Raw genomic sequence first — 12,010 nt, forward strand, 5'->3', positions numbered from 1 at the left:
CTCCTAATCTTCATCTTTTACATCAATATCCTCAGGAATTGGTGTATTTAAGTATTCTTGAATCATTAATTTATATTTTTCTACTTGTTCAAAGTGCGTTGTGAATTGTGTTTTGTTTATTAAATATTGCTCCCCATCATGGATAGCTCGAATTTTCCCTTGAAGTATTAATGACTCCACTTTAGCTTCATTCATTGCTAAGTATTCCGCTATTTCCGGTATAGTCACATACATCCAAAACACCATCCTTTCATGTAAGTAAGAGCTAACCAATCCTAACTTTACTAAATTATTCAATAGTAAAATTGTCCTATATATACTATAATTACCCCATAAATGATTTATAGAACTTTATAGGAGAATTATACACCTATGCTATTAAAATTAAAGAAAATTGATATTCATTACAAGTTATATAATTCCCCAAAAGATAATACAGATTATTTAATTCTCATTCATGGCTTAGGATTAGACTTGACGATGTGGGAACGACTTATTCCTTGTCTTCAAGAACATTTTAACATTCTTTCATTTGATATAAGAGGTCACGGTAGGACGAAAGCTGATACTTCTAATATTACTTGGGATACGCTTGTTGAAGATTTTCATTCCCTGATTTCAGCCTTAAATATTCCTAAGTTTCATATCGCCGGCTTAGGGTTTGGAGGCAACTTAGGAATAAAGTTTCTAGAGAAACACCCAGAAAAAGTAGATAAAATCATCTTAACCTCTGTTTATATGTATTTTCCAAAACAAATAACAGAAATGGAAATACAAAAGCGAAAACAGCTAATTACTGATGGAAAAATGTCAGAGTTGGCTAAGAACATGATCCATCAAATAAGTTATAACCTTACACCTGAAAAGGAATTACTCCTAACAAAAGCTTATGAAAAAGTGGATCAAACTACCTACTTTAATTTCTTTGAAATGCTCGCGAGAACAGTGTCATTGGAAGATTTAAGGACTATTAATAACGAGGTACTATTAATTCAAGGTGACAAAGATCCGCTATTCCCAATACAACAGACAAATCTTTACCAGACTAACCTAGAAAAATCTACCAGCTATGTGGTTCCAAGCTCATCCAATCTTGTTCCTTTAGACAGCCCTCATACGTTTTGTACTTTAGTTGGAAACTTCATTAAAGAAGGAATTTCATATAATTTTAATTCTGTTATCGAGCAGGAATTCGTAAATAAGATTGATGAACTACTTTCAAAGTCGTTTAACACATTAGAGATAAGCATCATCAACGGTTTTTCCGTAAAATATAAGGGGAAAAATATTTCAGATAAATGGAACCAACGAAAAGCTAAGAATTTATTAGCCTATCTAGCTTATCACAATACAACTACAAGAGATGCACTAATTAATGAGTTTTGGGGAGAAAGTGATCTAGTTAGTGCAAAAAATAATTTAAGGGTGGCTTTAAACCATCTTAAAAGCATCCTACAACATCATGAACTAGAGTGTTATCTGAAGATTGATCGGGAGAATATATGCCTCGTAGGTGATATTTTCTTTGATCTTACTAACTATATGCAGTTACTGTATGTATACCGTACCGAAACAGATCCAGCAACAAAGAAAGTTCTGTTCAACGAGTTAATACATGATTATCGAGACGGAATGTTTGTGGGCTTTTATGACGACTGGTTATTTACTATTCAAGAGGAAATCGATAGGCAATTTCTAACGATAACTAATAAGGAGTAAAGAAAGGAAGGCTTTCCCCAAAGCCTTCCTTCTACTTGTTCTATTCAGTTATTCAACGTATCTTGACGATGAATATATTCAAAGAATTCATTTTTAGGAACATCTAATACATTGCACAAAATTTCAACTGGATACTGCCCTTCCAGCGCTTGAATTGCTTTAAATTTATCCTCTTCCCCTTGTAGCAATATCTCTAAATAGGTTTTCAAAGCTTCTACTTCCACTTTTAGCTCTTCTAATTGCTGTTCAACCTGTGATTTTTCTATAGGTTTAATGGAGTTTTTTAAGCTACTATCAAAAGCAGCTGGACCGAGTTTTTTATATTTTTTTATCCACTCATACACATTATCTCGGTGTCTAATTCCTAATTCTGAGATCACTTGTTGAACAGGTTGTTCTTCCTCTATCACTCGTCTAATAGCTTCAAGCTTTATCTCTTTACTGTATCGGCTATATTGCTGTCTATTCTTTTTCAAACCCATCCCCCTTTGTTACAGAACACCTAATATCCCTCTGTTTTACTAATAATTACTAGCAACTTTTATGTTACAATATACAGCATTACACAATCATTACATGTTTATAAGGGAATTACTCTCCTTACTTTGCTGCGCCAAATGCCGCTCCAAGTGCTACCCCAATTGCAATTCCAATAGCAAGATTATCCATTGCTATACCAAATACTACACCTAGAGCAATACCAACTCCCATGCCACCAACTACGAAACCCTTCTTTCTCTTATCGGTCATTCCTATCGCCACCTGTCAACTTTTATACCTATTCATACGTTCAGCAACTGCGATTCGTTTCATTATTCGTAACCTAATTTCCGCCAATCAAATAAGCTTCCGGGGTCCATCTTTCTACCAGGTGCATAATCCTCATGACCAATCACATGTAGTCTATTATTAGGAATCGTAGGATATCGGCGATGTAGGTCTTCTAGTAAGTTTGTCAGTGCATCATATTGTTTTTCAGTAAACCCAATTAAGCTAGAATCAAGTGAATCATAGACTATAGCCGAAATAATAGGGACCATTTCTCCCTTCGCACCTATTCCCATTAACTCAATCCCTATAGAGAAGTCATTCATATTGTGGGGGAAAAAAGGCACGTATGGAAACCCGCTTTTACCTGCATGAAAAGCAATCCGTTGTTCCGGAACCAATTGAAATATATCACCATCCCGATCAATAACGTAATGGGTAGAAACACCATATTGCATTAATAATAAGTAGAGATCAATTATTCGATAAGGATGCTCTGGATTAATTGCCACGTTACTAAAGGAATGGATGACGATATGGGTGATTTCCTTGTTTCTTGGTGCTGAGAGTGAATATGGCAGGTGTAACCTTTTCACTTCCACCTCACTTTTCATTAGTATTTCTTGGGCCGATAAGAGGTGAATAGGGAATAACAATAGTATTAATAAACAAATGCTAACTCGCTTTAGTTTCATTGCACATCTCCTAAATTTAATCATTCCTTTTGTGATTCTTATTGAAAAAGCATACAATGGTTCCAAGAAAGGGGATTTCAACATGAACTACGCATTACCGGAAGAAATAGCTACTTTATTAACGGAAAACAGAAGCCGTTCAAATAAGTTTCCAAATCTTATAAGACAAGGTGGATATTTGCCACCGAATAACGATTTATTAATTGATGCCATTACTGCTTTAAGTATGGGTAAAAATATATTATTAAAAGGTCCTACTGGAGCTGGAAAAACAAAATTTGCTGAAACGCTATCTAATCTTTTTCATCAGCCTATGTTTAGTGTGAACTGCTCCGTCGATTTAGATGCAGAGAGCTTACTTGGATTTAAAACTCTATCCTATCAAGGGGAAAAACAAGTTATTGAGTTTATTCCAGGTCCAGTCGTAAATGCGATGACAAATGGAACATTTCTCTATATAGATGAAGTAAATATGGCAAAGCCTGAAACATTACCTCTTATTAATGGTGTGCTCGATTATCGCAGAACAATTACAAACCCGTTTACAAATGATGTTATTACAGCTGAGGAAGGGTTTGGAGTTATCGCGGCGATTAATGAAGGGTATATTGGAACAGTGCCATTAAACGAAGCCTTAAAGAATCGGTTCATCGTCTTAGAGATCCCTTATATAGAGGGAGCTCAACTAAAAAAACTGATTCAATCGAACACAAAGCTTAAGGAAGAAACTAACATTGATTTATTTGTTAAGTTATCCTTCGATTTAATTCAAGCTGTCACACAAGGAAAGCTTTCAGAAGATGCAGCATCTATCCGGGCATTACTTGATGCTTGTGATATGAGTGTTGTCATACCACCAAAACGGGCGATCCTTCGTTCAATCGTGGATAAATTAGATGAGGATAGAGAAAAAGAATTTGTGAAAAACCTAGCCGAAACATATTTTTAGATAGGAGAATGCTAGATGCACGTCTTTAATGATGCAAGAGTTGATACGAATCTTTTCTTACAGCTCCAGGATCTTGCTAGCGTCCTATCTGGTAATGCTGATTTGAAATTTGAATATAATTATGGCTCATTCATAGACCTTGTAGAGTTTAAACTTACTGCTAGCCGTTTTTGGGATAATACAAGTGTTGATATAAAATCGGCAGGACTTAAAACAGATGTTTATTTGCGTGCAATTGGGACGTTGAGGTATTCCACCATTCCGGAGATGAAGGGTTTCTTAGAGATAATTGCAGAATCCACTTTACCAAAATTCGCCTACCAATTATTTGCTTTACTAGAGGACCTTCGACTAGAGGAATTGATAAAGCTCGAGCGACCAGGAACAAAAGGCGCTTTTTCTATACGGCGAAAAGCTTATCAGCACTACTTTGGGACGCAATTAAATGTGAACGCTACTAGGGGATTTCCATTAGATGAACTATTTTGTTTACTGTATTTGCAGCTCGTATCCGATAGACCAAACCCATCTTTTCCAAAAGCAACAGCTCAACAACTTGATATGTTGGAAGAATTAAAACCGTTACTATTTCAAGTCTTTGAAGCAAGTAGCACAGTGGATACGGCGCGAATTACTGAACAGATTGTTTTTCGATTAAACGGATATAAGGATACGATAAACGAATACTTTGTTTTACCTGTTAACCATATCCATCAATATGAGAAAAATACGCTCTTTGATGAACTAACCAGAACAGACCCGTTAGCGAATGATGACTTTGAAGAGGTGGACCAAGAGGAAAGTGAATACTTTGATCAGGAGTTCTCTACATGGCACAGAGAAAACAAAAATGAGAACCGCAAACAAAATTTCCTTCAGTTTGAATTAGAACAAGGAACGAAAACTAGTATTTTGGGTGGCGGTGCTCGAGAAACTGAAGAAGGTGACCAAGCTCTTGTCTCCATCCAAGGGGCATCTAGTCAAAGCAAGCAAAATGATTATTCCGATACGGAAGCATTAGAGAAAGAAGAAACCGCTACACAAGGTGGAAAATCTGATGAATTTGGTGAGGAAAACAGAGATGCCGTTCAACTCGATAAAGAAGCCCACCCACCAACAGCAGAAGATATGGAGACATACCAAGTTTTCCTAAGGGAAATTGAGCCTTACAAACGTAAGCTAGCCAAAACAATAGAGAAAACAATTGAACACAAAAAGAACGAACCACGAAGTGATCTTGTTTTTGGCCGCTTATCGAAGAAGCTTTTACCGATAATCATTGATGAAAATCCTAGAGTCTTCTATAAGAAAAATGAAGATACCAATGAGTTTGATGCGGTATTTAGCCTGCTCGTTGATTGCTCCGCTTCCATGCATAACAAAATGGATGAAACAAAACGAGGAATTGTCTTATTCCATGAAGTGTTAAAGCACCTGAAGATAGCCCATTCGATTACAGGGTTTTGGGAAGATGCAAATGGGGTTAAAGACGATTACCAGCCAAACTATTTCCACCGCATTCATAAATTCACGGATTCCTTTTACGAACATAATGGACCAAAGATCATGCAGCTAGAGCCGGAAGAGGATAATCGAGATGGATTCAGTATACGAGTAATTACAAAAGAGCTTGAGGCGCGTCGTGAGAAAAATAAGTTTATACTTATGTTCTCAGATGGAGAGCCTGCAGCAGCAAACTATGATCAAAACGGAATAGTGGACACTAATCTTGCTGTTACAGAAGCTCGCAAAAAAGGAATTGAAGTAATCGGGATGTTTTTAGCTAATGGAGAAATTGGTGAACGGGAAGATGATACGATGCAAAACATTTATGGAAGAGAACGTGTTATGATTCCAAGTGTTTCCGAGCTATCAGAGCATTTCGCTCCTTTGTTAAAAAAATTGTTATTGAAGATGATTTAATGAGGCTGGAACAATTATGTCCAGAGCACCATACCCGCTCCGGAAATATACTCCGCTTTCCGCGGGCGGCTGGTGAGCCAGGCTACTACTTGAACTGACTTCTTTGCAGCCTTGCACCGAGGAAGCATGCTACGTAGCGTTACTTGCAGACGCAGGTGCATTCTCGGGGTCTCACCGATGCCTATTCTCCCACAGGAGTCTCCGTATATTTCCGGAGCTAATGTATAAATCATTCACATTTTCAACTTCAACTTCGCGTTGCTTCCCAAACTCTTTCAATCAACAACTTTAAAGTCCACTGTTGCTTGAATCTCGTATCGTTCGGTTTCGTAGGCAAAGTTAGTTGTTCCTGAGACAACATAATACCCTGGAGGGAATCCATCTATGCTTAGGAAATCTTCCATAAACTCAATATAGTCTGGTGGATCAACATCCATTGCAAATCCACCACTTTTAGCATATTCTTCGCGATAAGGCTCCCCTTTCTTAAGGGTTGTTGATAATCCAATTTCCTCTATCATGCTATGAATTTTATAGTTCCTAACTTGTTCCTTCATTGGAAAAAGAATTGCCTGAGAGGCATGATGAATCGTTACTTCATCTAGTTCACCTATATATTCGATTTCTCCATAAAGCTTTACTTCTTCACCTACATGATATTCCTTTTTCTCGCTTACTAGTCGAAATAAGAAATCACCTTGCACCACTTCTTCATCTATCGTTTTTACCGTGTATTTATCTAGTTCACTACTATCAAATGAATTATTAGGATCTGAAGAGTTTGTAGAATTGCAACCAGCTATTAATATGGTCATAGTTATGAGCATTGTAGTAAGAAGCTTTTTCACCCGCTTCACTCCTTTTTTATTACATTTCACCATCATATCACATCCTTTGTTTCCTTAAAGTGATGGTTGTAATATAAGCTTATCTTATAAAAATAGTCCTTCACCCAATCTGTTCAGTCGAATATGATATATCAAATTTGATTAGGAATGGAGTGAGTGAAGTGGGGTATTATCGACAGCACATTATTCAACCAGGTGAAAATTACTGGACACTTGCACAAAGATACAATACTACTGCTAACCGAATCATTGCTGCGAACCCTATGGTGAATCCATATTATTTACCTCTGGGGCAGACGATTAGAATACCAGTATCGAATTCAAATAACCACTGTATTACACAGGCAGAAGTAGACTACCGAAATGATATGAGAAGTCTATGGGAAGAACATGTTGCATGGACTAGAATGGCTATTATTAGCCTTACGTTCAACCTACCAGATATTGATGAAGTTCTAACACGCCTCCTCAAGAATGCTACTGACATGGGAAATATGATTCGCAGGTTATATGGAGATATGGTTGCAACTACTTACAGTAATTTAATACAGGAGCATCTATTAGTAGCTGCCGATCTGGTTAAGGCTGCAATTGTTGGGGACAACCAAGCCGCTACGGCAGCAGAGGAAAAATGGTATCGCAATGCAGATGAAATCGCTGCTTTTCTAAATCAGGTTAATCCATACTTATCAGAGTCTGCTGTACGAGATATGTTTTATACCCATCTCGAATTAACCAAGCAAGAGGCTGTGTTTATGATTAATAAAGAGTATGGGAAAGACATAGCTGTGTACGATGAAATTGAAAAACAAGCACGGGAAATGGCAGATGCAATATCTGACGCGATGGTAAAACATTACCCAAATATGTTTTAAGGGGGCTGGCAGGCACCGGTGAATTTAACATATGCATGCCGGTGCCCGAACACCTAAATACCCCAACTGGTTAGTAAAGTTCTAATTGCCTTCTCTAACTCTTCTTCAGGTACTCCAGCAAAACCTAAGACAATTCTTGGATGCGAACCGTACTGTTTATCCATTGCGTATGCAGATAGGGGATACACTTTAAGATGTGCTTCTTTCGCTTGTTGGACGAGCATATCTTCGGTCCAACCATTCTTTACCTCCACCACAACATGGAACCCCGATAAATCACTGACAATCTCTAGGATATCTGAGTAGGGTTTGAGAATCTCAAGTGTTTTCTCCAATTTACGTCTATATATCTTCCGCATACGATTCAGATGACGTTCAAAGTCGCCATCCTTCATAAAATTAGCTAGGATGTGTTGGTCAATTCGAGAGACCGTACATTGAAAGAAGGAAAGCTCCTCCTTGTAACGATTCATTAAAGGTTTTGGTAACACCATATAACTAATCCGAATAGATGGAATTAATGATTTTGAGAATGTACCTAAATAGATGACCTTTTCCCGTTTATCCATGCTTTGGAGCGAAGGTATTGACTTTCCACTATATCGAAATTCACTATCATAATCATCCTCAATGATGTAACGGTTAGCCAAGCCTCCTGCCCAATTTAATAATTTAATCCGTCTATTGGCAGAAAGAACGGTACCATATGGAAAATGGTGAGAAGGCGTTACATAAACGAGATCAACTGGAGAATTCCCTAATTCGTCCACCTTTACCCCTTCATTATCCACTTCTAAAGGGAATACTTTATTCGGGTAGTTTTGTAGAATTCTAGAGATAACATGGTATCCAGGGTCCTCCACTCCATATACACTGGAGTGACCTAACAACAAGATGAGCTGTTGAAGTAATATCTCTATCCCCGCTCCTACGATAATCTCATTTGGAGAGCAATGAACCCCTCTAGCTTGATATAGATAATTAGCTATTTCTTCCCGTAACACGTACTCGCCTTGTTGCTCTCCTGTTAATAATAAGGAATGGTTTTCTGGTCCAATTATATTTCTGGCATGCTTTCTCCAATTATTGAAAGGAAAATAACTCGTATCAATCCAACTTGGATGGAAATTATAATCTATTGTTTCTTTCTTTTTTGATGATTGTTTTTTAATTGGATTAACCCGCTGCACATACTCTAAATCTTCTGATGCTAGGACAAAGTATCCTTTTCTAGGAACTCCCTCTACAAAGCCCTCTGCAACTAATTGTTCATAGGCTGTCTCTACTGTATTTTGACTCACCTTCAGAAAGTCTGCTAGTTTTCGTTTCGATGGAAGCTTCGTCCCAAAGGATATTTGTCCACTCATAATTTCTGTCTTGATATAGGTATATAATTGTTCATACATTGGGGAGCTACTTTCTCGGTCCAATTGACACGATAACATCTCCATTAATCTTCCCCCTTCCAATCTGGCATCATTAGATTATATGAAACTGACACTTTCAACAATGCCAACTACTTTTTATAATAAACTAAAATTCATATTCATCAAACTTTATAGATTGGGAGTGTTTTTAAATGGAAAAATTACTAGGTACAGAGACAGTAAAACGTGGGATGGCTCAAATGCAAAAAGGTGGCGTGATCATGGACGTCGTTAACGCGGAACAAGCTAAGATTGCAGAAGCATCTGGAGCAGTTGCCGTTATGGCTTTGGAACGTGTTCCATCTGATATTCGTGCTGCTGGTGGCGTTGCTAGAATGGCAGATCCTCGTATTGTAGAAGAAGTAATGAATGCCGTAAGTATTCCAGTTATGGCAAAAGCACGTATTGGACATATTGTAGAAGCTAGAGTACTAGAAGCAATGGGTGTGGATTATATTGATGAGAGTGAAGTTCTAACTCCTGCTGATGAAGAATTTCATCTATTGAAAAGTGATTTTACGGTACCATTTGTTTGTGGCTGCCGTGACCTTGGAGAAGCTGCAAGAAGAATTGCTGAAGGAGCTTCCATGCTACGCACAAAGGGAGAACCTGGTACTGGAAACATTGTAGAAGCAGTACGCCATATGCGTAAAGTTCAAGCGCAAGTTCGTAAAGTTACTCACATGAGTAATGATGAGTTAATGACAGAAGCGAAGAACCTAGGTGCACCTTATGAAATCTTAAAAGAAATTAAAGAAACTGGTAAATTACCTGTCGTTAACTTTGCAGCAGGTGGTGTAGCTACACCAGCAGATGCTGCATTAATGATGGAGCTTGGTGCAGATGGCGTCTTTGTTGGATCAGGTATTTTCAAATCAGAGAATCCAGAGAAATTTGCTAGTGCGATTGTGCAAGCAACTACTTACTTTAACGACTATGACTTAATTGGCAAGCTATCTAAAGAACTAGGGGCTGCAATGAAAGGAATCGAAATTTCCAAGCTAAGCCTAGAAGAACGTATGCAAGAGCGTGGTTGGTAGAGTGCCTGTCACTCCCCGAATTTTGTCGAAGGGTTGTGTAGTATGAACAAGTTAGTCATTGGTGTTCTCGGTTTACAAGGAGCTGTAACCGAACATATTAAACAGATTGAATCCACAGGAAATATAGGTATTACAATTAAAAAGCCTGAACAACTAGCTGAAATTGATGGTCTAGTTCTTCCTGGTGGAGAAAGTACAACAATGCGTAAACTAATAGACCGATATGGGTTCTTAGATCCACTAAAGCAATTTAGTGCACAACAAAAGCCCATCTTCGGAACTTGTGCAGGAATGGTTCTTGTAGCTAATGAACTTTCTGATTCGTCCGATGCACATCTACAACTGATGGATGTTCGTGTAAAACGAAATGCCTTCGGTAGACAGAAAGATAGTTTTGAAGCAGAACTTGATGTAAAAGGTCTAGAAATTCCATATAAAGCGGTATTCATCCGTGCTCCATACATTGAATATGCAGGCGATAACGTAGAGATACTAGCAAGTTATGAGGATAGGATTGTCGCTGCAAGACAAGGACATATTCTCGCGAGCGCTTTCCATCCAGAGCTTACTAACGATGTCCGTTTCGTCCAGCTTTTTGTAAATATGGTATCGGAATCTAAAAAAGTAATACTTAAATAGAATGGTTAAGAGATTGAGTATGAAATCGTTTAGATTTTATTACTCGATCTTTTGGTGTTTATAAGGTTCATTACTCATTTTAAAAAATAGTGAATGTGATTAGGTAATTTATGTTAAAATTTACTGAAGTAAAAATAATATGCGTAAACCGTATATGAGGAGAATTACGAAGTGGAAATAGGGGAATTAACTTGAATATCATCTCAGCAGAACGTACAGACTTAGATAAGATTGTACAATTAGATAGTGAAGTTATAGGTAATACAAGTAGAAAAGACACAATTGAAACCGCTATCGTACAAGGTCGTTGCTTCATTGTAAAAGAAAGTGATGATGTAGTCGGTTTTTCCATTTACGATACTAACTTTTTCGAATGTACGTTTATTACATTGATTATTGTATCTCCTTCTAAGAGAAGAAAGGGATACGGGAGTTTATTATTGAATGAAATGGTTCGTACTTCGCCAACACAAAAGGTATTTTCATCAACAAACCGTTCTAACAAAGCGATGCATAGCGTGTTTGAATCTAATGGATTTGTTAAGAGTGGTATAGTGGAAAACTTAGATGATGGGGATCCTGAAATTATATACTTCAAATTAAAACCTTGATATAGAAAACTTGAAACTATTATACGATGAGTACGTATTACATAGTAAGTTCTTCGAGGGGGAGATATTATGGATACAATGGGACCTGGCTTTGGAAGTGGATTTGATACTGGATTTGATTTTTTTGACTTATTCCCTATATTTTTTGGTATTATCTTTGTTCTCGTTATCGGGGTATTTATTGTTACTGCCGTAAAAGGAATTGGTCAATGGAGTAAAAACGAGCAATCACCAGAACTATCCGTTCCAGCTATTGTAAAAGCAAAAAGGACTCAAGTACGCGGTTCACGCCATCACCATCATTCGGATCATCATCACCATCACAGCACAACACGGACAACCTATTATGCAACATTTGAATTTGATAGTGGGGATCGAAAGGAATTTCAACTTTCCGATCAAGATTATGGAATGATTGCTGAAGATGATATTGGCATACTTACATTCAAAGGTACTAGATTCCTTGGGTTTGAAAGAAGGAAAGATTCAACTCTTAATCAATCAAATCAATAAACA

At 37.5% G+C, this 12,010-nt stretch carries 14 protein-coding genes; 8 read left to right on the forward strand and 6 right to left on the reverse strand.

All coding sequences use genetic code 11. The features are described from left to right. Positions 1-3: 3 nt before the first annotated feature. Positions 4-234 (reverse strand): excisionase family DNA-binding protein, encoded by a 231-nt coding sequence (locus tag TE34_RS10420; protein ID WP_047984757.1) that lies wholly within the window; start codon positions 232-234, stop codon positions 4-6. Between the two features lie 138 nt (positions 235-372). Here TE34_RS10420 and TE34_RS10425 point away from each other — a divergent pair, with 138 nt between their 5' ends. Continuing rightward, positions 373-1,719, forward strand: coding sequence for an alpha/beta hydrolase (locus TE34_RS10425; RefSeq protein WP_047984758.1), 1,347 nt, complete (start codon positions 373-375; stop codon positions 1,717-1,719). 44 nt (positions 1,720-1,763) lie between these two features. On the opposite strand, the gene TE34_RS10430 is transcribed toward TE34_RS10425, so the two are convergent. The 3 genes from TE34_RS10430 to TE34_RS10435 all read right to left on the reverse strand — a co-directional run bounded on the left by TE34_RS10430 (position 1,764) and on the right by TE34_RS10435 (position 3,182). Beyond that, positions 1,764-2,195 carry a transposase gene (locus tag TE34_RS10430; RefSeq protein ID WP_047984759.1) on the reverse strand — a complete coding sequence of 144 codons (432 nt, stop codon included), beginning with the start codon at positions 2,193-2,195 and terminating at the stop codon, positions 1,764-1,766. A gap of 124 nt (positions 2,196-2,319) precedes the next feature. Further along, positions 2,320-2,469: a hypothetical protein gene (locus tag TE34_RS21240; RefSeq protein WP_169749099.1), complete on the reverse strand. Its 150-nt coding sequence runs from the start codon at positions 2,467-2,469 to the stop codon at positions 2,320-2,322. A gap of 62 nt (positions 2,470-2,531) precedes the next feature. Next, positions 2,532-3,182, reverse strand: coding sequence for an N-acetylmuramoyl-L-alanine amidase (locus TE34_RS10435; RefSeq protein WP_047984760.1), 651 nt, complete (start codon positions 3,180-3,182; stop codon positions 2,532-2,534). An 82-nt stretch (positions 3,183-3,264) separates the two neighbouring features. Here TE34_RS10435 and TE34_RS10440 point away from each other — a divergent pair, with 82 nt between their 5' ends. Next, positions 3,265-4,131: an AAA family ATPase gene (locus TE34_RS10440; RefSeq protein ID WP_047984802.1), complete on the forward strand. Its 867-nt coding sequence runs from the start codon at positions 3,265-3,267 to the stop codon at positions 4,129-4,131. Between the two features lie 15 nt (positions 4,132-4,146). Continuing rightward, complete coding sequence (locus tag TE34_RS10445; protein WP_047984761.1) at positions 4,147-6,054, forward strand: vWA domain-containing protein; 1,908 nt, start codon at positions 4,147-4,149, stop codon at positions 6,052-6,054. Between the two features lie 275 nt (positions 6,055-6,329). Here the strand turns inward: TE34_RS10445 and TE34_RS10450 are convergent, their stop codons facing one another. Next, a complete protein-coding gene (locus TE34_RS10450; protein ID WP_236687148.1) occupies positions 6,330-6,935 on the reverse strand; it encodes a hypothetical protein in 606 nt (201 codons plus the stop codon). A gap of 128 nt (positions 6,936-7,063) precedes the next feature. Here TE34_RS10450 and TE34_RS10455 point away from each other — a divergent pair, with 128 nt between their 5' ends. Next, the gene (locus TE34_RS10455; RefSeq protein ID WP_084710683.1) at positions 7,064-7,777 is read left to right on the forward strand and encodes a LysM peptidoglycan-binding domain-containing protein; all 714 of its coding nucleotides are present in this window, start codon (positions 7,064-7,066) and stop codon (positions 7,775-7,777) included. A gap of 53 nt (positions 7,778-7,830) precedes the next feature. Here the strand turns inward: TE34_RS10455 and pdxR are convergent, their stop codons facing one another. Next, positions 7,831-9,228: a MocR-like pyridoxine biosynthesis transcription factor PdxR gene (pdxR, locus tag TE34_RS10460; protein WP_047984762.1), complete on the reverse strand. Its 1,398-nt coding sequence runs from the start codon at positions 9,226-9,228 to the stop codon at positions 7,831-7,833. Positions 9,229-9,356: 128 nt separating this feature from the next. Here pdxR and pdxS point away from each other — a divergent pair, with 128 nt between their 5' ends. From pdxS to TE34_RS10480, 4 genes are all read left to right on the forward strand, one after another. Continuing rightward, positions 9,357-10,244 carry a pyridoxal 5'-phosphate synthase lyase subunit PdxS gene (gene pdxS / locus TE34_RS10465; protein WP_047984763.1) on the forward strand — a complete coding sequence of 296 codons (888 nt, stop codon included), beginning with the start codon at positions 9,357-9,359 and terminating at the stop codon, positions 10,242-10,244. A 42-nt stretch (positions 10,245-10,286) separates the two neighbouring features. Then, the gene (gene pdxT, locus TE34_RS10470; RefSeq protein ID WP_047984764.1) at positions 10,287-10,883 is read left to right on the forward strand and encodes a pyridoxal 5'-phosphate synthase glutaminase subunit PdxT; all 597 of its coding nucleotides are present in this window, start codon (positions 10,287-10,289) and stop codon (positions 10,881-10,883) included. Between the two features lie 191 nt (positions 10,884-11,074). After that, a complete protein-coding gene (locus TE34_RS10475) occupies positions 11,075-11,494 on the forward strand; it encodes a GNAT family N-acetyltransferase (RefSeq protein ID WP_047984765.1) in 420 nt (139 codons plus the stop codon). A 69-nt stretch (positions 11,495-11,563) separates the two neighbouring features. Beyond that, positions 11,564-12,007: a DUF2500 domain-containing protein gene (locus TE34_RS10480; RefSeq protein ID WP_407944363.1), complete on the forward strand. Its 444-nt coding sequence runs from the start codon at positions 11,564-11,566 to the stop codon at positions 12,005-12,007. Positions 12,008-12,010: the final 3 nt, after the last annotated feature.

This window comes from Ornithinibacillus californiensis (assembly GCF_001038485.1).
Classification (GTDB): domain Bacteria; phylum Bacillota; class Bacilli; order Bacillales; family Amphibacillaceae; genus Ornithinibacillus; species Ornithinibacillus californiensis.